Origin of the sequence: Kineococcus radiotolerans SRS30216 = ATCC BAA-149, from assembly GCF_000017305.1 — a bacterium.
GTDB lineage: Bacteria > Actinomycetota > Actinomycetes > Actinomycetales > Kineococcaceae > Kineococcus > Kineococcus radiotolerans.
Window position 1 is genome coordinate 3,167,922 of record NC_009664.2, and the last position, 22,300, is coordinate 3,190,221.

The window sequence follows — 22,300 nt, forward strand, 5'->3', positions numbered from 1 at the left end:
TCTCAGGAGCAGGCGAGCCCGGAGCGCAGCGCGTCGAGGTTCTCCCGCATGAGGCCGAGGTAGTCCTCGTCGGCGTCCACGCGTTCCACCGGGTGCAGCACCGCCGTGCGCACCCCGAGCTCCGCGGCCAGCTTCTCCGCGACGGCGGGGTTGGCGGTGGACTCGAAGAAGATGGTCGTCACGGCGTTCTCGCGCGCCACCTCCAGCACGTCGCGGATCCGGGCGGGGGAGGGTTCGACCGACGGGTCGATCCCGGCGATGCCGATCTGCCGCAGGCCGTACCGCCCGGCGAGGTAGCCGAACGCCTCGTGGGAGGTGACCAGGGCGGCGTCCCGGCAGCCGGCCAGCGCCCCGGCGTAGTCGGCGTCCAGGGCCTCCATCCGCTGCCGCAGTTCGCCCGCCCCGGCGGCGTACGCGGCCGCGTGGTCCGGGTCCACCTCGGACAGCTCCGCCGCCACGTCCTCGCCGAGGTCGGCCATCCGCACGGGGTCGAGCCAGAAGTGCGGGTCCCGCTCGTCGTCGGCGTACCGCGCGGCGTCGACGAGGTGCGCGGGCGGGCGGGTGGACAGGGCGTCGTCGACCGCCGGTTGCAGGCCCGACAGGTGCACCACCACGTCGGCGCCGGTCACGTCGGCGAGCTGGCGGGTGGAGATCTCCGCGTCGTGGCTGTCGGCGCCGGGGGCGACGAGGTTGCTCACCGCCGCCCGATCGCCGGCCACCGCGGAGGCGACGTACTCCAGCGGGTGCGACGTGGTGACGACGGTCAGGCCGTCACGCGCGCCACCCGCCCCGTCCCCGCCGGCTGCGGGGTCCTCCGCGCTGGAGGACCCCCCGCAGCCGGCGAGCAGGACGAGGGCTGCGGCCCCGCCCAGGAGGGCGGACCTCACTCGGTGACCTCGCCGGGGACGCCGGTGAGCTCGTTCGGCTGCACCGTGAGGGTGCCGCTGGCGTAGACCTCGCCGGTCTCGATGTCGACCGCGTGGATCTCCTTCGTGGCCGGCTCGGTGACGTACGCGGTGCCGTCCATGGTGAAGACCTGCGGCTGCGGGGCCTGCCAGTCCTCCTGGACCTCCCACGGGTCGACGACCGGGGTGGAGCGGGTGACGGTGCCCGCGACGGTGTCGACGAGGTGCAGCTGACCGTCGGTGCCGAGCACGACGCCCTCGCCGTTCTCGCCGCGGCCGAGGGAGCGGTACCAGTAGGAGGTGCCCCCGGGCAGTTCCACGAGGCGCATGCTCGCGGTGGTGGTGTCGATGAGCGAGACGCGCGTGGTGAGGTCGATCTCGGCGTCCGGGTTCGACTTGTAGTCGCCGAGGACGATCGGGGACTCCTCGGTGCCCCACTGGTTCCCGATGCGGCCGTAGGCGTCCGGGCTCTGGACCTTGGTGATCTCGGTGCCCTTGACGACGAGGACGCCGTCGCTGCAGCCGATGACGACGGTCTCGTCCGCGGCGACGGTCTCGCCGTGGGTGTTCGGGCACTGGTCGTTCGCGGCGATCTCCCGGTCCTGCGCGTCGAGGATGCGGATGCCCGTCCGGGCCTCCTCGGTGCCCTCGGTGACGACGAGCGTCCCGTCGCTGCGCTCGACGGCGACGCCGTGGTGGGCGGCGGGGGTGGTGTGCTCGCGGGCCTCGCCCTCGGCGACGGCGTCGTGGCCGACGTGCTCGGAGTCGAAGGACACGACGTGACCGGTGCCGTCGTCGAACAGCGTCGTCCTGCCGGCGTGGCGCACGACGTGGCCGGGCTCCTCGGCCCCGTACACCACGCCGGTGTCGTGCGGTTCGCCCGTGTAGTGGTGCGCGTGGTCGCCGTGCGGTTCGCTCCACGCGCCGGCGTCGACGACGTGGAAGCCGCCGGTGGCGGAGACCACCACGTGCCGGCCGTCGCCCGCGGGGTTGAGGCGGGTGAAGCCGTCGAAGGGCAGGTCGGCCAGCACCTCGAAGGTGGCGGCGTCGAGGACCTGGACGCCGCCGTCGTAGGTGACGGCCACGCGCGGGGCGGCGGCGGCGACCTCGGTGGCGGGGCGCTCGGTCGCGCTGCTGGTGGCGGGAGCGGCGGGTTCCTCCGCGGAGCTGCCGCCGCAGCTCGTGAGCAGGGCCGCGGTGAGGGGGAGGGCGAGGAGGGGGCTGCGGCGCACGGTGCGTTCTTCCAACCTGGTCGGGGGCTGTGGACGGGGCGACGCTAACACAACTGAGAATCGTTCCCGTTGTCAGTGGTCGCCCCGTCGGCCGCCCTCCGGTCGAGAAGGAGCCCGGTCTGTGGTGGGGTGAGCGGAGGCATCGGCAGGGCGAGGCGGAGGAGTGTTCGTGAACGAGGTCGGCAGCACGGTCGAGGACGGCGCGGAGGCGTCGGTGGCGGTGGAGGCGGCCGACGGGGTGGAGATCGCCGGGCACGAGCCCACCGAGATCACCTACGACGAGCAGCGGTACGACTCCCGCCCGCGCGCCTTGCGCCGGCCCCGGCCCCAGGCGCGGCTGCGCGGCACCGACGCGCCCCCGCGCCCCGCCGCGGGGGAGGGTCCCGCCGACGGCAGCAACCCCGAGTACGTGCGGTGGCTGCTCGTGCAGTCCATGCTCCAGGACGCACAGAAGATCAGCCGGCAGTTCTCCGGCCAGGCCAGCATGTGGCAGAACCCCTACGCCAAGCCCGACCCCCGCCGGGCCGTGGACACGGCCGCGGTGTGGTTCACCGCCTACCCGATCTCGCTGGTGACCCGCCCGGGCCGCTCGTTCCTCGGGTCCCTGGGCGACCCGGAGCTGTGGGAGGCGTTCCAGCGCATCGGGATCGACGCCGTGCACACCGGCCCGGTGAAGTCCGCCGGCGGGCTCGACGGCTGGCGCCAGACCCCCAGCGTCGACGGCCACTTCGACCGCATCTCCACCGAGATCGACCCGATGTTCGGCACCGAGGGCGAGTTCCGCCACCTGTGCGAGGTCGCCGCCGAGCACGACGGCAGCGTCATCGACGACATCGTCCCCGGCCACACCGGCAAGGGCGCGGACTTCCGCCTCGCCGAGATGGCCTTCCAGGACTACCCCGGCATCTACCACATGGTCGAGATCCCGCCGGAGTGCTGGAACCTGCTGCCCGACGTCCCCCCCGGCCACGACGCCGCGAACCTCGACGCCGCGGCCGAGGCGGCGCTCTCCGAGCACGGCTACATCATCGGCCAGCTCCAGCGCGTCATCTTCTACGCGCCGGGCATCAAGGAGACGAACTGGTCCGCGACCCGCGAGGTCGTGGGGGTCGACGGGGTCACCCGCCGCTGGGTCTACCTGCACTACTTCAAGCAGGGCCAGCCCTCGGTGAACTGGCTCGACCCCTCCTTCGCGGGGATGAAGCTCGTCATCGGCGACGCCCTGCACTCCCTGGGCGACCTCGGGACCAGCGCGCTGCGCCTGGACGCCAACGGCTTCCTCGGGGTGGAGAAGAGCGTCGAGGGTCCCGCGTGGTCGGAGGGGCACCCGCTCTCCGAGGCCGCCAACCACCTCATCGCCGGGATGGTCCGCAAGGTCGGGGGGTTCACCTTCCAGGAGCTGAACCTCACCATCGAGGACATCCGCGACACCTCCGAGGTCGGCGCGGACCTCTCCTACGACTTCATCACCCGCCCCGGCTGCCAGCACGCCGTCGCGACGGGGGACACCGAGTTCCTGCGCCTGTGCCTGCGCGAGGCCCTCAGCCTCGGCGTCGACCCGGCCTCGCTCGTGCACGCCCTGCAGAACCACGACGAGCTCACCTACGAGCTCGTCCACTGGGCGACCCGCCACGCCGAGGACGAGTACGACTACCACGGCGCGAGAATCACCGGCGGTGCGCTGGCCGAGCGGATCCGCGCCGACCTCGTCGAGAAGCTGACGGGCGAGAACGGCCCGTACAACCTCGTCTTCACCACCAACGGGATCGCCTGCACCAGCGCCAGCGTCATCGCCGCCAGCCGCGGGCACCGCGACCTCGCCGAGCTCACCGGCGAGGACGTCGAGCAGATCAAGCGGGCGCACCTGCTGATGGCGATGTTCAACGCCTGGCAGCCCGGGGTGTTCGCGATGTCCGGCTGGGACCTCCTGGGCATGCTGCCGCTGCCGGTGGAGAGCGTGAAGCCGCTGCTGTCCTCCGGGGACACCCGCTGGATCGAGCGCGCGGCCCACGACCTCATGGGCGTGGCCCCCGAGGCGACGGTCTCGGCCTCCGGCGTGCCCGTCGGCCGCTCGCTCTACGGGACCATCCCCGAGCAGCTCGCCGACGAGGGCTCCTTCGCCAACCGGCTGAGCGAGGTCCTCACCGTCCGCCGCGACCACAAGATCGCCACCGCCCGCCAGATCGACATCCCGCCCGTGGCGCACCCGAGCATGCTCGTCATGGTCCACGCCCTCGACCCCGCCGACCACGACGGCCGGGAGGTCCTCCAGGTGACGGTCCTGAACTTCGGGGCCGAGACCATCGAGGGCTCGGTGCGCTCGGAGCACTTCACCCCGCGGGTCCCGGTCCGCGACATGACCTCCGGCGCCGAGATCGGCTGGGTCGACGACCTCAAGAGCTTCGGGGTGTGGCTCGCGCCCTACGCGGGGCTGTCGCTGCTGCTCAAGCCGGCCGACCCTGAGGAGGACGTGCGCACCTCCGCCACCGCCTGAGCGGGGCGGGTCAGCGTTCCCGGCCGGGGACGTTGAACGGGGTGAGGACCTGGATCGCCGAAGCCGTGCCGACGTGCTCGTCGCGGGCCAGGGGGGCCCGCAGCAGCAACCGGCAGGCCCGCCGGCAATCGGTGCGCAGGTCGTGGTGCAGGACCGCGGAGACGTCGCCGCGGGCCAGCATCGCCGCGTTCTCGCCGTCGAGGTCGTGCACCACGAACGGCACCGGGCGCGTCCCGCGCCGCTCGAAGCCGCGCAGGACGGCCGGGTTCCCGCCCGCCCCCGCGCACATCGAGTAGACCGCCCGCAGACCTGGTCGCTCCCCGAGGACCGCCACCACGGCGTCCTCGAGGACGGCCGGGTCGCGGTCGTCGTCGACGACGTCGACGACCGGGCGCACCGAGCCCTCCAGCTGGGCCAGGGTCGCCTCGAAGCCCCGGGACCGCTCGCGCTCGTTGTCCAGGTGCTGCCGGCTGCGGACGACGAGCACGGGTTCCTCGGGGTCGGGGGCCCACTGCGTCAGCAGGTACGCCGCGGTGGAGCCGGCGCCGCGGTTGTCCGCCCCCACGTACCCCCGGCGGGCGCTGCCGGGCAGGTCGGTGGCCAGCGTCACCACCGGGACGTGCGCGTCGGCCAGCCGCTGCACGGCGGCGCGGACGGCGGGGGAGTCCGGGGCCTGCAGGACGACGCCGTGGGAGCCGGTGCGCAGCACCCGGTCCAGCTCCGCGGCCACCCACGCCCCGTCCGCGCCGGCGCAGGTGCGGAACCGGGCCCGCACCGTGGCCGGGTGCAGGGCGGGCAGTTCCGCCTCCAGGGCGGTGCGCACCGCGTCCGCGAAGCGCCGCGGGGCGGACATCACGACGTCGAGCACGACGACGCGGCCGGTGAGGCGCACCTGCGACTGCTGCCGCTCGAGGTCGGCGAGGGCCCGGCGCACCTGCTCGACGGTGCCCGCGCGCACCCCGGGACGCTCGTGCAGCACCCGGTCGACGGTGGCCTCGGACAACCCCGCCTGCACGGCGATGTCGCGCACGCTGAACCTCCGCCTCACCGGGGGATCCTTTCACCCCCGGTAGCGCCCCGGCCGGTGGTTCATCGACAGCACGAGGTTGAGCACCACCGCGCCCAGCGCCGACAGGGCGACGACGGGCGGGGCGACGACGCTGAACGCGGAGAGCACGACGACGACGTCGAGGACCATCTGCACGTACCCGGCCCGCCAGCCCAGGCGGTCCTGCAGCAGCAGGGCGAGGATCCCGAACCCGCCCAGGCTCGCGCGGTGGCGGAACAGCACGAGGATCCCCACCCCGGCGGCGAGGTTCCCGAACAGCGCCGCGTACACCGGGGCCACCGACAGGTCCGGCAGCGCGGCGGCGTGGACGGAGGAGAACAGCGAGACCGCGACGACCGCGACCAGCGAGCGCAGCGTGAACGACCACCCGCGCGTGCGCACGGCGAGGACGAAGAACGGCAGGTTCACCAGCGGGAACAGCACCGCGAAGGGCACGGGCAGGGCGTAGCTGAGCAGCAGGCCGAGCCCGGCGGTCCCGCCGGTGACGGCGGCGGTGCTGTGCAGCAGGAACAACCCGAAGGAGGCCAGGAACGTCCCCACCACCACGCCCGCGACGTCCTCGGCGCGGGTGTGCGGGGGTGCGGCGTCGGGCGCGGGGGCGCCCGGGGCCCCGCCGCGGGGGTCGGCGCGGTGCACCCGGCGCTCGGGGGTCGTCGTCACCCCGCCAGCGTCGGCGACCGCGGGAGGTCGCACAACAGAGCCCCCGCGGACTGCGCACGATGACCCCGTCGCCGGGCGGGAGGTGGCAAAGTGCCCACCGTGGACACCCTCGACGCGTTGGACGCCCGGATCCTGCTGGCCCTGGACGCCGCGCCGGACGCCACCGTCCTGGCCCTGGCCCGGGAGCTGGGGGTGGCGCGCAACACCGTGCACGCCCGGTTGCTGCGGATGAACGCCGCCGGGGCGCTGGGGGAGTTCAGCCGCCGCCTGGACCCCGTCGCCCTGGGCTACCCGCTGGTGGCGTTCCTGTCCGTCGCGCTGAGCCAGGCGTCGGGGCCGGAGGCCATCGCGGCGCTGCGGGAGGTCCCCGAGGTGGTGGAGATGCACGCCACGACCGGCGACGCGGACCTGCTGATGAAGGTCGTCGCCCGCGACACCGCCGACCTGCACCGGATCACGACGTCGCTGTTCAGCGTCCCCGGGGTCGTGCGCACGAGCACCTCGATCTCGCTGGCGACGGAGCTGCCGCCGCGCCACCAGGCCCTGCTGCACCGGGCGGCCGCCGCGGCCCTGGTGCGTCGCGGGGCGAGAGGCTAACCTTCGGGCAGGTTGTACGACCAGCCTGAGAACGACGGCTCCCGCGACTACGCGGGCCCCGTCCACCGGTGCAGGAGTCCTCCGTGACCCGATCCCCCTCTGCCAGCCCCTGGGTCTTCCACCCGGACGACGTCCTCGAACCCGTCCTGCGCGTGCGCCTGGACCCCCGCCCCGACCACCTGCGCGTGGTGCCCGTCGGCGAGCTGGACGACTCGTCGGTGGACCTGCTGCGCGCCGCCGTCGAGCACGCCCTCGCCCAGCGCCGCGACGTGCAGCTGGTCATGGCCGAGGTCACCTTCTGCGACGTGGCGGCGGTGGAGGACGTCCTGCGGCTGCAGCGCACCGCCCACGACGCCGGGCACCGCCTCGTCCTCACCGGCGTCCGGCCGTTCCTGCTGCACGTGCTCACCGTCCTGGGGGTCGCGGACGTCCTCTGCCCGCACCTCGTCCGCCGGGTCTCCTGACCGCCCCGGTTCGCCGGGTGCCCGTTCGCCGCGCGCGTGCGAGGCTGTGCGGGTCCGGTGCGGGACGGCACCGGGCGGCACCGAGCGGGGTGCCTCGTGACGAGCGGAGGTCGCCGTGCAGCGCGCCCGGATCCACGCCGAGGGCGCCGACCCGGCCCGGCGCCTCGAGGTCGTCACCGAGGAGCTGGCGGTGGCCACCGAGGAGCTGGCCGCGCAGCAGCAGGAGATCACCGCCCTCCTGGCCCGCGAGGCCTCCGCGCACCGGGTGCTGCGCGCGGTGGCGGAGTCGGTGGACCTGCCCGTCGTCACCACCGACGCGGACGGGGCCGTGACCGCGGCCAACGAGGCCGCCTCGGCCCTGCTGGGCGTCCCGCTGGCCCGGTTGCCGCGCGCCCCCCTGCTCACCCACGTCGCCGCGCCCCACCGGGCCCGGGCCCGCCGCCTCCTCGCCCTCGCCCGGGAGGCGGGGGGCGCCTCCGGCGAGCTGGACCTGGTCCCGCGCCACGGGGACCCCGTGCACGCCCACGTGGCCCTCACCCCGGCCGAGGACGGCCCGCGGGCGGGGGCCTGGGGCGGGGGCGCCGTCTCCTGGGTCCTGTCCACCCCCGGGGAGCCGCCGCACCGGGAGCCACTGCTGCGGGCCCTGGCCGACCTCACCTCGCTGCCCGTGGCCGACGGCGACCGGCACGGGGCGCTGGCCCGGCTGACGGCGAGCACGACCGCGGCCGTCCCCGGGGCGGCCTGGACCAGCGTCACGCTCGGCAGCCCCCTCGCGCCGGAGGAGGTCGTGGCGGACTCCACCGGGGCCCAGGCGTTCGACGGGGCGCAGTGGCGGGCCGGCGAGGGGCCCGGGGTCGTGGCCGCCGAGGGGGGCGCCGTCGTCGGGGTCCTCGACGTCCGCGCCGACGCCCGGTGGCCGCGGCTGACGGCCGCGGTGGCCGCGCTGCCCGTGCGCTCGGTGCTGGCCGCCCCGCTCGTCGTCGACGACGAGGTCGCGGGGGTGCTGACCGTGGGGTCGGAGGAACCGGGGGCGTTCGCCGGGGAGGGCCCCCGCGCCCGGGCCGAGGTGTTCGCCGGGGCCGCGGCGGCCCTGCTGGTGTCCCTGCGGCAGGTGGGGGAACTGCGCTCGACGGCGGAGCACCTGCAGCTGGCCATGGCCTTCCGCTCCACCATCGAGCAGGCCAAGGGCCTGGTGGCCGCGTGGCTGGGGTGCTCGATCGAGCAGGCCTTCGACGTCCTGACCCAGCTCAGCCAGGACCGCAACGTCAAGGTGCGCGACGTCGCGGCGCTGCTGGTGAAGGACCCCGGCGACCAGGCCCTCCTGGCGCTGCTGCGCCGGGCGGCGGTCCGGGTGGTCCGGCGCGCCTGAGGGCGGCGCCCGGTTGCCGGCCGGGGGGTTCCGCGGGACGGTGGTGCCAGGAACGGACGAGGAGGAACGTCGTGGCCCGGCTCGAACTCGACGCGCACCTGTCCTCGGTCGGCACCGCCCGGCACTGGGCGGCGGGGGAGTTCCTGCGCACCGGCCGCGGCGGGGACGCCGCCGCCCTGGGTGTCCTGGAACTCCTCGTCACCGAGACCGTCGCCAACGCCGTCCACCACGGCCGCGGGCCGCTGCGCCTGGACCTGACCCGGGACGGGGCCACCGGTCGCGTCCGGGTGTCCGTGCACGACGGTGAACCGCGCCCCCCGGTCCTGCGCACCGTCGGCCCGCGCGCCACCGGGGGACGGGGCATCGCCCTCGTCGACCGCCTCGCCGCCGCCTGGGGGACCGACCTGGAGGGTCCCGCGGGCAAGACGGTGTGGTTCGACGTGGCCCCCGGCCCCGTCCTCGCGGCCGCCTGAGGACCCCCGCCCGTTCCGTCCCACGACCGGCGGAGGGGCCGGTGGGGCGCCGTCGCGCCCCACCGGCCCCCGGGTCGTGCCGTCCGGTGGTGCCGCTCAGGTGCCCGCGGGCACCGGGTAGTCGACGACGTAGCTCGGCGTGCCGGTGTTGCTGTTGTCGACCGGGGCGCCGGTGTCGTTGACGACGTGGTCGATGGTGCCGGCGCTGAGGTTGACGGTGAGGACGTGGTGCAGCCTCACCCCCGGGGTGACCGGGACCTCGAAACCGCGCGTCGCGTGGATCGAGGGGTCGTTGCTGGTGAAGACGTAGGACCCGCCCCCGTACAGGCGGTGCCTCTGCACGTCGTCGGCCACCTTGTACGCCGCCCAGCCCAGGACGCCGTCGTGCTGCCACGCGGCCTGGTTAGGCGGGTCGTAGGGCAGTTCGTTCTGGAAGAAGACGGTGGTCCCGTCCTCGCCGTTCCAGATGACGTTGTACTCCTGGAAGTGCTCGACGAACAGGCCGGTCGCGGTGACGCGGTCGCCGTTGACGACGACGCCGTTGCGGCCGGTGCTGACCGCCCAGCGCTCGTCGTCGTTCGCGAAACCCTCGACGCCGTGGTCGGCGCGCCACACCCAGGTGTGGTCGACGAGGACGTCGTCGCTGTTGATCTCGAGGCTGACCTCGGCCTTGCCCACGTGCGGGCCGCCGACGCGGAAGTACACGTCGGACAGGGTCGTCGGGTTCGCCGGGTCGCTCTTGCCGGGGTTCTGCCGGCCGTGCCGGTCGCCGACCCGCAGCAGGGCCGGGGACTCCACGGTGCCGGCGTCGAAGGAGACGCCGGCGACGATCACGCCGGGGACGTCGGCGACCGTCATGGGGACGGCGCCGCCGACGGCCGTGAGCGTCGCGTGGCCCAGGCCCAGGACGACCGTGCCGGCGCGCTTGACGGCGATGCTCCTGGCGACGTCGTAGACCCCCGGCGTGAGGAGGAGGTTCCGGCCGCGGGCGAGTTCCCGGTTGATCTCCTGCACGCTGCTGGAGGGGCTGGCGACGAAGAAGTCGCTGAGCGGCAGGGTGCGCCCCGCGGTCGGGCCCTCGTCCCAGGAGACGCCGGAGGAGTTCCGCTGCGCCGACGGGACGCGCACGTTGTACTTCCCGTCCCGGCCGAGGAACAGGTAGGGCTTCTCGCGGCTGACCGGGGTCGTGGCGAGGGTCGTGTACGGCGGGGTGGGGAACCCGGTCTCGGCCGGGGCGCCCTCGACGCCCGAGAAGACCTGGTTCCAGACGCCGTTGCTCCAGCTGCCGATCGTGCTGCCGCGGGTGTACCACTGCTGCTGGGAGCCGTTGACGACGTCGCCGGTCTTCGAGTCGGCGATGTAGCCGCCGCTGGCGTACTGCGGGCCCGCGGTGCAGTAGTCCATCAGCGACAGGGTCCCGCCGGTGACGTTCACCCGGCGCATCGAGACGGCCTGGGAGACCGCCCAGAAGTTCGCCGTGCCGCGGCAGTCGTCCTGACCCGCGCCGTTGACGTCGATGGTGAGGTTGGACAGGGTGCGCCAGAAGTTGACCAGGGCGAGGCAGTTGCTCGTGCCCCCGCCCTCCAGGCAGCGGTTGTAGACCTCCACCTTGCCGTTGATGGTCACGTCGCTCGGCGACGCCCCGAGGCCGGCGACCTCGGTGTAGTAGCCGACCTGCATCTGCAGCGGGTTCTCGTCGGTGCCGTAGACGCCGGGCTTGAACAGCAGCGCGTAGCGCTGGGTGCCCATCTCGGCGTCGATCTGCTGGGCGTTGACCTCGTCGACCTTCTGCTGGATCTGCTCGACCGGCATGCTCGGGTCGAAGACCACGACGTTGGTGCCGAGGCCGGGGGCCGCCGGGCCGGGCGCGCGCGGCGGGGCCGCCGCGGCCGGGGGGACGACCGCCGCGCCGGTCGTCACGGCGACGGCGAGGGCCAGGGCGCGGGCGAGGTGGCGGGGGCGGCGGTGGGGGCCGGCCGGTGCCCGGGAGCTGCTCGTGGGGGGTGCTGCGGTCTGCACGTGGAGTCCTCTCCATCGAGGGGTGTCCCCGCAGTGACTCGTGTCACCTGCGGTGCTCGCTAGCCTAGGGCCGGGCCCGGGGATGTCAACGGACCGCGTGGCGCGGGTGCGGTCGGGTGAGCGGGAGGGGGAGCCGTGGGGCGGGTCACCAGCAGCGACGTCGCCCGCGCGAGCGGCGTCTCGCGGACGACGGTGAGCTACGTCCTCAACGCCCGCGAGGGCGCCCTCATCTCCGAGGCGACCCGCGAACGGGTCAAGGCCGCCGCCGCGGCCCTGGGCTACGCCCCCTCCGCCGCGGCCCGCACCCTGCGCGCGGGACGCAGCGACCTCGTGGTGTGCGTGCTGCCGGACTGGCCGACGGGTCCCGTGGTCGACTCGGTGCTGGACCACCTCGCCGACGCCCTCGCCGAGCGCGGTCTCGCCCTGCTCGTGCACCACGCCCGCGACGAGCGGCCCCTCTCCGACCTGTGGCCGGTGGTCACCCCGCGCGCGGTCGTCGGCCTGAGCGCGTTCACCCCCGAGGACGAGCGGGTCATGCAGCAGGCCGGCATCGAGGTCGTCGTGGTCCTGCAGGAGGAGGACCCCCACCGCCCCGGCGCCCTCACCGCCTCCCAGGGCGGGGTGGGGGGGCTGCAGGTCCAGCACCTGGCCGCCGCCGGGCACCGCCGCACCGGCTACGCCTACCCCACCGACCCCCGCCTCGCGGGTTTCGCCGACCTCCGCCTGGCCGGGGTCGTCCGCCGCTGCGCGGACCTGGGGCTGCCCGCGCCGCTCGTCGAGCCGGTGTCCCTCGACGTCGCCTCGGCGGTGCGCGCGGTCACCGCCTGGCGGCGCGCGAACCCGCCGGTCACCGCCGTCGCCGCCTACAACGACGAGGTGGCCCTCGCGGTGCTGGCCGGGCTGCGCGCCGAGGGGCTGGCCGTGCCCGGCGACGTCGCCGTCATCGGCGTGGACGACGTCCCCGCCGCCCGGCTGGTGACCCCGGCCCTGACCACGGTGTCCCAGGCCGCCGAGGTCCAGGCCGGGCACCTGGCCGCCCAGGTGGTCGACGCCCTCGACGGCGGGGGGAACCCGCCGCCCGACCCGGGCGACGTCCTGGGGCTCGTGGTCCGCGAGTCCGCCTGAGGGACCCGCGCCGCCCTGCGCTGGCCCGCGCCGCCGGCTCGCGCACGAACGCTTCGCCCGCGAACGGGTAGCCTGCGGAGGTGCCCACCACCGACGAGACGGCCGATCCGCTCGCCCTCGAGCGCCAGGTCTGCTTCGCGCTCGTCGTGGCCGCCCGGAGCGTGCTGTCGGTGTACCGGCCCGTGCTGGAACCGCTCGGGCTGACCCACCCCCAGTACCTCGTGATGCTGGCCCTGTGGGGGAACGAGCCCCTGTCGGTCAAGGACCTCAGCGAGGCCCTCCAGCTCGACCCGCCGACGCTGTCGCCGCTGCTGAAGCGCCTGGAGGCCGCGGGCCTGCTGGAGCGCCGGCGCCTGCCCGAGGACCAGCGCTCGCTGGCCGTGACCCTCACCGGGCGGGGCCGCGCGCTGCGCACCGAGGCGCTGAGGGTGCCGCCGCAGATCGTCGAGCGGCTGGGGATGGACGTGCACGAGCTGGAGCAGCTGCGCGACGGGCTGACCCACGTCATCGGCGCGGCCGTCCGCGCCGGCGAGGGCTCCTGAGCGGAGCCCCCGCGGCCCTCACGTCCCGGGGCCCGTCACGTCCCGCGGCCCCTCGCCCGCCGCGTCGGCGGGGCGGTACGGCAGCTCCAGCTGAGCCGCCTGCGGCACCGGGCCCGGGGACCGTTCCCGCCGGCGCCCCGAGCGGCGCCGGGTGGTCCCCACCGCCCCCTCCCGCTTGGCCCGGTACATCGCCCCGTCGGCGTCGGCGAGGAGGTCGTCGGGGGTGGTGCCCTCCCCGCTGAGGGCGATCCCGATGCTGGCCGAGACCACGATCTCGGTGCCGGCGCAGGCCACGGGCTCGGCCAGCGCCCGGCGCAGCCGGGTGACGACGCCGTCCAGGCCGTGCGACAGCTCCTCCGGGCTGGACTGGGGGAGGTCCTCGCAGAGCAGGACGAACTCGTCCCCGGCCAGCCGCGCCAGCGTGTCCTCGCCCCGCAGCGCGGCCTGCAGGCGGTGGGCGACCGTGACGAGGACGGTGTCCCCGGCGGCGTGCCCGTACGTGTCGTTGACGGCCTTGAACCGGTCGAGGTCGATGAACAGGCAGGCCACGGACTCCCGGCGGCGCCGGGCCGCGGCCAGCGCCCGGTCCAGGCGGTCGAAGAGCAGCACCCGGTTGGGCAGGCCGGTCAGCGCGTCGTGGGCGCTGTGGTGGGCCAGCTCCCGTTCCGCGCGCCGCGCCTCGTCGCGGTCGGCCGCCATCACCAGGTAGGACGCGGTGACCTGGGCCAGCAGCCGCGTCCAGGTGAGCTCGGGCAGCTGCCACGTCCCCGCCTCGCGCCGGTACAGGTCGAGCGCGCCCCAGACCCGGCCGCGGGCCACGAGCGGGAGCGCGACGACCGACCGGAAGCCCAGGTCGAGGACCGCGGGGACGTACTCCTCCCACGCGGTCTGGACCGGGTCCTCCAGGTCGTCCACGACCACCTCGACCTGGAAGGCCATCGCGTCCTGGCAGGGGCCCTCCTGCAGCACCTGCTGCAACCGCTCGGGCCCTGCGACCGCGGGCGGGTGGGCGTGCACGAAGCGCGCGGTCCCGCCGCCGTCCTCGTCGAGGACCATGACGCCGACGCCGTCGACGGCGAGGTGGCGGCCGGCGACGTCGGCGAGGCCGCGCAGGAGCTCGTCGGGGGTGGCGCGGTCGTTCGCGGCGGCGGCGAGCTCGGCCACGGCGCGCGCCAGCGCCTCACCCGAGGATCCGGACCCGGAGCTCATGGGGAGTGCCTCCCCGTGGGGTCGGTGGAGTCGCGAGCCGCGTCATGACTCCCCCCGAGTGTGACCGACTCCGCTGCGCGGCGCGCGCCCGGCCCGCCGGGGCGGCGTCAGCGACGCGGCTGGGCCGGGTTCGTCGGGTCGCCGTGCGACGGGGGGTTGACCGGCGGGGCGTCGGTGTTCGGGGCGGCGGCGCCGTCGGCCGGCGGGGCGTGCTCGGGCTGGACCGCGGCCGGGTCCCCGCCGGAGGGTTCGGCCCCGGCGGCGAGCTGGTCGGCCCGCGCCCGCAGCACGGTGAGCACGGGTTCGCGCGCCCCGTGCTCCTCCTCGTAGCCCACCAGGACCGCCAGCGCGTCGGCGTCCAGGGAGCGGACCCGGTGGGCCAGGGTGGCGACGGGCAGGTGGTCGTAGTCGGGGACGGGCAGGTCGGCGCGCTCGGCGTTCACGGTGGTCCTCCGCAGGTCGTCGCGGTGGTGGCTCGTGGTCGAACCCCTCCTCCCGACGGTCCGGCACCGGGGTGCGGTCCGCAACTCCGGCGCACCGCGCCTCCCGGGGTCAGGCCGCGTCGAGGTCCAGGACCCGCATCCCCAGCAGCGACAGCGCCAGCTCGCAGAACGTCGCGTCCGCCCAGGAGAACCACTCCCGCGTCCACCGCGAGGGGTCGTCGACGTGGAAGCCCTCGTGGACGTGCAGGGTCCCGTCGTCGGTGTCGGCGATGAGCCGCAGCGTCGCGACCGCCTCGTCCGGGTCGCCGCCGGTGAGGGCCTGGACGGCGAGGGAGATCGGCCAGACGTAGCGGTCGGGGGTGTGCGGGCTGCCGATGCCGGCGGCGGCGGTGCCCCGGTGGAACCAGGGGTTCTCCTCGCTGAGCACCAGCGCGCGCGTCGCCCGGTAGAGCGGGTCGTCGGCGGCGCACGCCCCCAGCAGGGGCAGCGACAGCAGGCTGGGGGTGTTCGCGTCGTCGGCCAGCAACCGCCCGCCGAGGCCGTCGACCTCGTAGGCCCACACCCGCCCGTGCACGGGGTGCTCGACGACGCCGTGCTCCGCCACCCCGGCCCGCAGCTCGGCGGCCAAGGCCGCGGCGTCGCGGGCCAGCGCCGGATCGGCGAACACCTCCGCGGCGAAGGTCGCGACGTGGTCGAGGGCGCGGGCGGCGAACAGGTTGGCCGGGACGTTGTAGCCGAACTCGCAGGCGTCGTCGCTGGGCCGGAAACCCGACCAGGTCATCCCGGTGCGGGCCACGGGGGTCCCCAGGCCGTCGCGGTCGAGGGTCTCGCTGCGCAGGTCGGTGGGGCGCACGAACCGGTACGGGGAGCGTTCCTCGTGGTCCTGCTCCAGGCGCCAGAGGTCCACGACCCGGCGCATCGCGGGGTGGGCGTCGGCGCCGAGCAGGTCGTCGCGCCCGGTCGCCCGGCGCAGCCGGTGCGCGAGCAGGACCGGGAACGCGAGGGAGTCGACCTCGTACTTGCGCTCCCACAGCCACGGGTCGTCGCCGAGGTCGCCGGGTTCGTGGCAGGCGCCGGTGGGGCCGTCGTTGAAGGCGTTGGCGTAGGGGTCGTGGCGGACGGCGGCGAACTGCGCGCGCAGCACCCCGGCGATCACGCCGGTCAGCGCGGGGGCCCGGTCCAGCAGCAGCAGGTACGGCTGCCACTGGGCGGTGGAGTCGCGCAGCCACATCGCCGGGATGTCGCCGGTGACCACGAACACCGAACCGTCCGGGCGCACGGTCGGGGTCCGCTCGACGGTCTCGCGCAGCGCGCGGGCGAAGAGGCGGCCCACCCGCTCCCCGGCCCGCTGCGCGACGCGGGCCGCGAGGTCCTCGACGAGGGGGTCGGGCAGGAGGCCGGTCATCCGGGAACGGTAGTGCGCCCCGGTCCCCGCCGCGGCCGGGCCCACCCCCGCCGGACCCACCCCTGCCGGACTACCCCCGCCCGGCCCGCGCGGCCGGCGCCTGGGCCGCCGCCCCGATCGCGGCGACCGGACGGCCGGGGGGCAGCAGGGCCAGACGTTCGTGCAGGGCGAGGCCCCGCAGGAACACCGAGCTCCGCGCCTGCCGCCGCAGGGCGTCGGAGACGCTGCGCAGCAGCGGTTCCCCGACCGCCGCCACCCCGCCGGCGAGGACGATGCGGCCGGGGTCGCAGGTCAGCGCGAGCGTCCGCACCGCGAGGGCGACCCCGGTGCTCCACCGCTCCAGGACCTCCGTCGCCGCGGGGTCGCCGGCCGCGGCGGCGGCGAACAGGTGCTCCGCGGAGCGGCCCTCGTCGCCGTGCGGCCAGTCCCGGCGCAGCGCCGAACCGGCCGCCACCGTCTCCAGGCAGCCCCGCTGCCCGCAGTTGCACGGCAGCCCGCGGGGGTCCAGGGCGAGGTGCCCGATCTCGCCCGCCGCCCCGCCGGACCCGCGCAGCAGCCGCCCGCCCACGACGATGCCCGCGGCCAGGCCGGTGCCCAGCGAGAGCAGGGCGAGGTCGGTGCCGGGCCCGAAGGCGGCGTAGGCCCCCAGGGTCGAGGCGTTGACGTCGTTCTCGACGGCCACCGGCACCCCGCCCAGGGCGGTGCTCACCAGCCCGGCGAGGTCCACCGGGTCGGGGCCCAGGCCGAGGTTCACCGCGTTGCGCACGGTGCCCGCCGCCGGGTCCACCAGGCCGGGGATGCCGATGCCCACGCCCGAGACCGCCCCCGGCCCGGGCGGTCCCGGGTCGGCGACGAGGTCGGCGACCAGGTCCGCCACCGCGGCCGCGGCCGTGGCGACGACCCCCGCGACACCGGTGGAGGTGGGCCGGCGCACGGTGGCCAGCACCTCCTGGCCGGGGCCGACCGCGACACCGTCCACCTTCGTGCCGCCGACGTCGAGGCCGACCCGGACCGGGCGCAGCGGCCCGGTGGCGGGGCCGGTGCGGGAGGACGCGAACACCGGCACGACTCAGCTCCCCGAGCGCAGCAGCGCGTGCCGCAGGCCGAACTCCGCGAGGCTGTCCGAGAGCCCCCCGGGTCGCGACCGCAGCAGCCAGCAGGTCCGCTGCTCCTCCAGCAGCGCCTCGAGCTCGACGAGCAGCCGGCCCGCCGCGACCGGTTCGAAGGACCCGTCGTCGGCGCGCACCTGCAGGGCCCGCACCGCGAGGTCGGACAGCCGCAGCGCCTGGGCCAGTTCCCGCAGCACGACGTCGCCGTCGGCGCAGGCCGGTTCCGCCGCGCGCAGGTCGTCCAGGCAGGAGGTGAGCGTGGCGTGCGCCGCGGCCAGGGCCTCGGGGGTGGGCACGGCCCACGGCTTGAGCTGGTCCGGTTCGCGCAGCACCAGGACCAGCGGGGAGGCGTTGAGCAGCGGCGCCCCCAGCTGCGCGGTCACCCGCCCGGAGCGGACGAGGACGTCGCCGGTGATCCCGGTGGGGTCCATCAGCAGCGCGTCGGAGAGGACGGCGGCGACGTCGACGTCGCGGTTGTCCTCCAGCGACCAGGACACCGCCCCGCCGAAGAGGGCCGGGCCGAAGGCGACCGACGGCGGGTCCCAGTGGCCGTGGTCGCCCCAGGCGGTGTTGAGGAAGCCCTGCGCGGAGTTCTCCAGCCCGACCTCGGCGGCGTCGACCATGTTGCCGACGGCGTTCTCCCAGCGGCCCAGCAGCGAGTTCCAGCTGCTGGTGCCCGGGGCCACCCAGAACGGGATCCCGGCCTCGAGGAGGAGCTTGGCCCGGTCGCGGAACCCGTCGCGCAGGGCGGTGACGTCGAGGCCCTGGGCGCGCCACTCCTGCACCTGCCCGCCGTCGGCGTCCAGCACCTCGGCCAGCAGCTGCGGGGAGTCGTACTGCCACACGACGGGGATCGCCCCGGCGGGGACCTTGTCCATGAGCTCGGGGTGGTCGCCGAAGACGTCGGCCCAGAACTCCACCGCGTAGCCGCGGTCCAGCCACGGCTGCATGACGGAGGTGACGTACTCGAAGTAGACGGTGCCCAGGCCCACCTCCTCGGCCCGCTGGGCGCTCTTGCCGGTGCCCAGCTCCCACGGCTCGTCGGCGCCGATGTTGATGCGGCGGGTCCGGAAGTTGGGGACGACGTCCTCCAGCAGACCCTGCACGAACTCCGCGTTCTCCGGGGTCGGTTCCACGGTGCTGGGCGGGCGGTGCAGCCCGCGCATCGTGAACCCGTCCTCGTTCTCGGCGCGCTTGGCGTGCTGGGGGTGCTTGAGGAAGCGCTCCATGTGCCCGAGGGTGTTCTGGTTGCAGACCAGCTCGATGCCCTTCGACGCGCACAGGGCGTCCAGCCACTGCAGGTCCGCGGCCGTCAGCGGGGAGGCGTCCTGCCACACCGCCTGCTCCCCGCGGAACGCGTAGGTGTGCTCGGTGTAGAGCTCGAAGGCGTTGATGCGGCTGAGTTCCATGACCTCGACCCAGCGGGCCAGGGTGCGCCGGGTCGGCACCCGGTCCCGGCTGACGTCGAGCATGAAGCCGCGGACGGGGAAGTCCGGGTGGTCGCTGATGTCGTAGCTCGTCGTCGCGAAGTCGACGCCGGCGCGCAGCTGGTCCAGCGTCGCGAGCCCGTAGCGCAGGCCGGCGGCGTCGGCGTGGGTGACGGTGATGCCTTCGGCGGAGGTCTGGACCCGGAAGCCCTGGGCCGGGACGGCGGGGTCGAGGACCACGCGCACGGTGGCGCCGGGGGCGGGACCGCTGCCGGTCGTCGTCGACATCGACTTCGGACGGGGGAAGGGGGTGACAGGCACGAGGAGCGCTCCTGGTGGTGGGGGTGGGGTGGGTCAGCCCTTGACGGCGCCGGCGACCATGCCCTTGGTCATGGCGTTCTGGACGATGACGAAGACGACGAGGACGGGGACGGCGACGAGGGTGGACCCGGCCATGACGCCGGCCCAGTCGGTCTCCTGGAGGTTGGAGGAGAACGTCCGCAGCCACACCGGCAGCGTCATCCGGTCGCCGGAGGAGAGCATGACGAACGCGAGGGTGAACTCGTTCCAGGCGACGAGGAAGCCGAACACGCCGGTGGCGACCAGGCCCGGCCCCAGCAGGGGCAGGGTGACCCGGGTGAACGCGGTGAACCGGGAGCAGCCGTCGACCATGGCGGCCTCCTCCAGCTCCACCGGGACGCCGTCGACGAAGCCCTTCAGCATCCACACGGTGAACGGCACGATGAGGCCGGTGTAGAGCAGCGAGAGCCCGACGACGGAGTTCAGCAGGCCCCAGCCGTCCAGCATGCGGTACTGGGAGATGAACAGCGCCTCGGCCGGGATCATCTGCACGACGAGCACCGAGATGAGGACCCCGCGGCGGCCGATGAAGGAGAACCGGCTCAGGGCCACGGCCCCGAACAGGGCGGCGAGGATCGACACCGCGATGGACAGCAGCGTCACCGCGAGGCTGAAGCCGAGGGAGCGCCAGAAGAGGGGGGTGTGCAGGATCTGGTCGAAGGAGCGCAGCGTCGGCTCCAGCGGCGCGAGCAGCGGGGGAGTGCTCCGCAGCCGGTCCGCCGGCATGAGGGCGGAGTTGATCATCCAGTAGATGGGGAACGCCCAGAGGGCGGCCAGCGCGAGGGCCAGCACGTTCCACAGCGGGCGGTGCCGGTTCCTGGCCGAGCGGGTCGTGGTGTCGAAGAGGCCGGCCCCCGCGCTGGTCCCGGTGGTGGTCCCGGTGGTGGTCCCGGTGGTGGTGCCCGTGGTCGTCGCCATCAGATGTCTCCCTGCTTCATCAGCGTCCGCATGTACCGCCAGGTCAGGGCCAGGACGAGCAGCAGCATGACCGTGGCCAGCGCCGAGGCGATGCCGTAGTTCCCGCCGCCGATCCCCGTCTCGTACACGTAGGTCCCCAGGAGGTTGGTGGACCGGTTGTTGCCGGCGCTGGCCTGCAGGACCTTGATCTGGGTGAAGACCTTGAGGTCCCAGATGATCTCGAGCATGGCGATCAGCAGGATCACCGGGCGGATGATCGGCAGGACGATGTGCCGCAGCCGGGCGAACCCGCCGGCGCCGTCGAGCTGGCCGGCCTCCAGGACCTCCTCGTCGACCTGGGTCAGGGCGGCGTAGGTCGTGAGGGTGACCAGGGGCACCGACGTCCAGATCACCGTGACCGAGGCGATGGCGAAGAACGTCCAGGGGCTCCCGGCCAGCCAGGAGAAGTTCTCGAAGCCGACCAGGCCGAGGGAGGTGAGGACCCAGTTCACCAGGCCGTAGCGGGGTTCGACCAGCCAGGTGTAGACGGTGAGGGCCGCCAGCGGGGGCATGGCCCAGGCCAGGACGAGGGCGATCTGCAGGGCGATCCGGGCGAAGGTCGAGAGCTTCTGGAGCAGCAGGGCGAAGGCGACGCCGATCACCATCGTCACCCCGGCGCTGACGAGGCAGAAGGCGATCGAGCGGGCGGTGACGATCCAGAAGTACGGGTCGGTGAGGACCTGCCGGTAGTTCTCCAGGCCGATCCAAGTGGGTGGGCGGCCGAACTGCTGGGCCAGGCCGAACTCCTGGAACGACATGACGAACTGCCGCACCATGGGGTAGCCCAGCGCCAGGCTGACCAGGACCACGGGCAGGACCAGGAGGAGGTAGGGCACGGCGAGCGACCCGCGGCGGCGTGGTCCCGCCCGGCGGCGCACCGGGTCCGGTGACCCGGTGCGCGCGGTGGTGGGGGCGTTGCGGACGCCGGCGCTGAGCTGGTCGGACACCACGTTCTCCTCCTGCTGGTCCTCGTGGGCTGGTCGGTCAGCTCTGGTTCAGGGCGTCGGCGATGGTCTTGTCGAGGTCGGCGGCGACGGTCTTGACGTCCTCGCCCTTGGCGATGCGGACCCAGAAGTCGCGGGGGACGTTGTTGCCGTCGAGCACGCCCCACTGCGGGGAGTTCGGCGTGAGGACGGAGTTCTCGATGATCTCCTGCGCGATGGAGCCCGTCGGTCCCTCCAGGGCGGAGGTGAAGGAGGTGCGCCCGGGGATCCAGCCGCCGATCTTGGCCATGTCGGTCATGAAGTCGTCGGCGTAGATGAGCTTCAGCAGCGCCTTCGACAGCTCGAGGTTGTGGTTGTTGGCCGAGATGCCGATGCTGGAGCCCCCGGAGAACGTCTTGCCGATGCTGCCCGGGGTCAGGCCCGGCAGGGCCATGACGGCGACCTTGCCGGCGTCCCACATCGCCTGGTCGATCTTCGCGGCGGCGACGTTCAGCGCGCTGTAGATGCCGAGCTTGCCGTCGTTGAACAGCTGGTGCGCGGCCTGGACGTTCTCGTTGGAGTCCAGTGCGTACTTGGTCGCGTGGAGCATGAGGTCCTGCACCTGGGTGAGGGCGGCCTGCGACTCGGGGCTGGACAGCGTGCCCTTCCAGGTGTCCCCGTCCTGCTCGGCGTACTGCCCGCCGTGGGTGAACAGCCAGCCCTCGTTGGTGTGCGGGTCCGCGCCGGGCATGTAGATGCCGGAGAAGTCGGGGTTGCCCTCGGGGTTGGCCGCGTCCAGCGCCTTCGCGGCGGCGACGAGCTCGTCGAGGCTGGTGGGTTCGGCGATGCCGGCCGCGGCGAACAGGTCCTTGCGGTAGTAGTACACGCGGGCGCCGGCGTAGAGCGGGGTGGCGTAGAGCTTGCCCTCCCAGGAGCCCGCGTCGATGAAGCTCTGGATGAGGTCGCCGCCGCCGAGGGTCTCCTCCTGGTCGGAGATGTCCAGCAGGGCGCCGACGGAGGAGAACAGCGCGACCTGGGTGTTGCCGAACTCGACGACGTCGGGGCTCTCGTCCTCGCTGGCCAGGCTGGTCTGCAGCTTGGAGACGATGCCGTCCCACTGCTGGACCTCGATGGTGAGGGTCGCGCCCTCGTTCTCGCTCTCGAAGGTCTCCTTCAGCCGGTCCTGGGTCTCCTGGGGGACGGAGTCCTCCATGAACCAGATCGTGAGGTCCTTGCTGCCGCCTCCGCCGCCCCCACCGCCCCCTGCGCTGCTGTCGCCGGAGGCGGAGTCGCCGCCGCAGGCGGCGAGGCCACCGAGGAGGGTGGCGCCGGAGGCGCTGGCGAGCAGGGATCGCCGGGTGAGGTTCATGGGGGCAGCCTTTCGGGGTCCGGGTGCGACGGTGCGGGGTGGACGGGCAGACGTCCGGGGAGCGGGGGGAGCGGGGGACTCGGCCTTGAGTCTTCGCACCCCGGTGTGCCGGTGACAAGTGTTAGGACGCCTGCTTAACAAGAATGTAA

At 74.5% G+C, this 22,300-nt stretch carries 20 protein-coding genes; 7 read left to right on the plus strand and 13 right to left on the minus strand.

Annotation, left to right across the window (positions count from 1 at the left end):
• Nucleotides 1-2 precede the first annotated feature (2 nt).
• Nucleotides 3-887, minus strand: coding sequence for a metal ABC transporter substrate-binding protein (locus tag KRAD_RS15180; protein WP_012086509.1), 885 nt, complete (start codon nt 885-887; stop codon nt 3-5).
• The gene (gene aztD, locus KRAD_RS15185) at nt 884-2,137 is read right to left on the minus strand and encodes a zinc metallochaperone AztD (protein ID WP_203417581.1); all 1,254 of its coding nucleotides are present in this window, start codon (nt 2,135-2,137) and stop codon (nt 884-886) included. Before aztD ends, KRAD_RS15180 begins: the two co-directional genes overlap by 4 nt.
• Nucleotides 2,138-2,306: 169 nt before the next feature.
• Between aztD and treS the strand changes: the two genes are divergently transcribed.
• Entirely contained in the window at nt 2,307-4,631 is a 2,325-nt protein-coding gene (gene treS, locus KRAD_RS15190; protein WP_012086511.1) for a maltose alpha-D-glucosyltransferase, read from the plus strand.
• A 10-nt stretch (nt 4,632-4,641) separates the two neighbouring features.
• Here treS and KRAD_RS15195 read toward each other — a convergent pair whose 3' ends face one another.
• Nucleotides 4,642-5,679, minus strand: a complete 1,038-nt coding sequence (locus KRAD_RS15195) for a LacI family DNA-binding transcriptional regulator (RefSeq protein ID WP_012086512.1) — start codon at nt 5,677-5,679, stop codon at nt 4,642-4,644.
• A 12-nt stretch (nt 5,680-5,691) separates the two neighbouring features.
• A complete protein-coding gene (locus KRAD_RS15200; RefSeq protein ID WP_203417582.1) occupies nt 5,692-6,360 on the minus strand; it encodes a YitT family protein in 669 nt (222 codons plus the stop codon).
• A gap of 90 nt (nt 6,361-6,450) precedes the next feature.
• On the opposite strand from KRAD_RS15200, the gene KRAD_RS15205 reads away from it, so the two are divergent.
• The 4 genes from KRAD_RS15205 to KRAD_RS15220 all read left to right on the plus strand — a co-directional run bounded on the left by KRAD_RS15205 (nt 6,451) and on the right by KRAD_RS15220 (nt 9,263).
• Complete coding sequence (locus KRAD_RS15205) at nt 6,451-6,957, plus strand: Lrp/AsnC family transcriptional regulator (RefSeq protein ID WP_049821220.1); 507 nt, start codon at nt 6,451-6,453, stop codon at nt 6,955-6,957.
• 83 nt (nt 6,958-7,040) lie between these two features.
• On the plus strand, nt 7,041-7,421 hold the full coding sequence (locus KRAD_RS15210; RefSeq protein ID WP_012086515.1) for an STAS domain-containing protein: 381 nt from the start codon (nt 7,041-7,043) through the stop codon (nt 7,419-7,421).
• A gap of 115 nt (nt 7,422-7,536) precedes the next feature.
• Complete coding sequence (locus tag KRAD_RS24475) at nt 7,537-8,790, plus strand: ANTAR domain-containing protein (RefSeq protein ID WP_012086516.1); 1,254 nt, start codon at nt 7,537-7,539, stop codon at nt 8,788-8,790.
• A 71-nt stretch (nt 8,791-8,861) separates the two neighbouring features.
• On the plus strand, nt 8,862-9,263 hold the full coding sequence (locus KRAD_RS15220) for an ATP-binding protein (protein ID WP_012086517.1): 402 nt from the start codon (nt 8,862-8,864) through the stop codon (nt 9,261-9,263).
• 96 nt (nt 9,264-9,359) lie between these two features.
• Here KRAD_RS15220 and KRAD_RS15225 read toward each other — a convergent pair whose 3' ends face one another.
• Nucleotides 9,360-11,282: a hypothetical protein gene (locus tag KRAD_RS15225; protein ID WP_012086518.1), complete on the minus strand. Its 1,923-nt coding sequence runs from the start codon at nt 11,280-11,282 to the stop codon at nt 9,360-9,362.
• A 135-nt stretch (nt 11,283-11,417) separates the two neighbouring features.
• Here KRAD_RS15225 and KRAD_RS15230 point away from each other — a divergent pair, with 135 nt between their 5' ends.
• Nucleotides 11,418-12,407 carry a LacI family DNA-binding transcriptional regulator gene (locus tag KRAD_RS15230; RefSeq protein WP_012086519.1) on the plus strand — a complete coding sequence of 330 codons (990 nt, stop codon included), beginning with the start codon at nt 11,418-11,420 and terminating at the stop codon, nt 12,405-12,407.
• Nucleotides 12,408-12,487: 80 nt separating this feature from the next.
• Nucleotides 12,488-12,949: a MarR family winged helix-turn-helix transcriptional regulator gene (locus KRAD_RS15235; protein ID WP_012086520.1), complete on the plus strand. Its 462-nt coding sequence runs from the start codon at nt 12,488-12,490 to the stop codon at nt 12,947-12,949.
• 18 nt (nt 12,950-12,967) lie between these two features.
• On the opposite strand, the gene KRAD_RS15240 is transcribed toward KRAD_RS15235, so the two are convergent.
• The 8 genes from KRAD_RS15240 to KRAD_RS15275 form a co-directional block, all read right to left on the minus strand.
• Complete coding sequence (locus KRAD_RS15240) at nt 12,968-14,158, minus strand: sensor domain-containing diguanylate cyclase (protein ID WP_012086521.1); 1,191 nt, start codon at nt 14,156-14,158, stop codon at nt 12,968-12,970.
• 107 nt (nt 14,159-14,265) lie between these two features.
• The gene (locus KRAD_RS15245; protein WP_012086522.1) at nt 14,266-14,601 is read right to left on the minus strand and encodes a DUF8129 domain-containing protein; all 336 of its coding nucleotides are present in this window, start codon (nt 14,599-14,601) and stop codon (nt 14,266-14,268) included.
• A 109-nt stretch (nt 14,602-14,710) separates the two neighbouring features.
• On the minus strand, nt 14,711-16,006 hold the full coding sequence (locus KRAD_RS15250; protein WP_041293310.1) for a glycoside hydrolase family 125 protein: 1,296 nt from the start codon (nt 16,004-16,006) through the stop codon (nt 14,711-14,713).
• A 70-nt stretch (nt 16,007-16,076) separates the two neighbouring features.
• Complete coding sequence (locus KRAD_RS15255) at nt 16,077-17,072, minus strand: ROK family protein (protein WP_012086524.1); 996 nt, start codon at nt 17,070-17,072, stop codon at nt 16,077-16,079.
• Between the two features lie 3 nt (nt 17,073-17,075).
• Nucleotides 17,076-18,863, minus strand: coding sequence for a family 20 glycosylhydrolase (locus KRAD_RS15260; protein WP_012086525.1), 1,788 nt, complete (start codon nt 18,861-18,863; stop codon nt 17,076-17,078).
• A 33-nt stretch (nt 18,864-18,896) separates the two neighbouring features.
• On the minus strand, nt 18,897-19,820 hold the full coding sequence (locus tag KRAD_RS15265; protein WP_012086526.1) for a carbohydrate ABC transporter permease: 924 nt from the start codon (nt 19,818-19,820) through the stop codon (nt 18,897-18,899).
• Entirely contained in the window at nt 19,820-20,806 is a 987-nt protein-coding gene (locus tag KRAD_RS15270) for a carbohydrate ABC transporter permease (RefSeq protein WP_203417583.1), read from the minus strand. Before KRAD_RS15270 ends, KRAD_RS15265 begins: the two co-directional genes overlap by 1 nt.
• A gap of 37 nt (nt 20,807-20,843) precedes the next feature.
• The gene (locus tag KRAD_RS15275; protein ID WP_012086528.1) at nt 20,844-22,151 is read right to left on the minus strand and encodes an extracellular solute-binding protein; all 1,308 of its coding nucleotides are present in this window, start codon (nt 22,149-22,151) and stop codon (nt 20,844-20,846) included.
• Between the last annotated feature and the right edge of the window lie 149 nt (nt 22,152-22,300).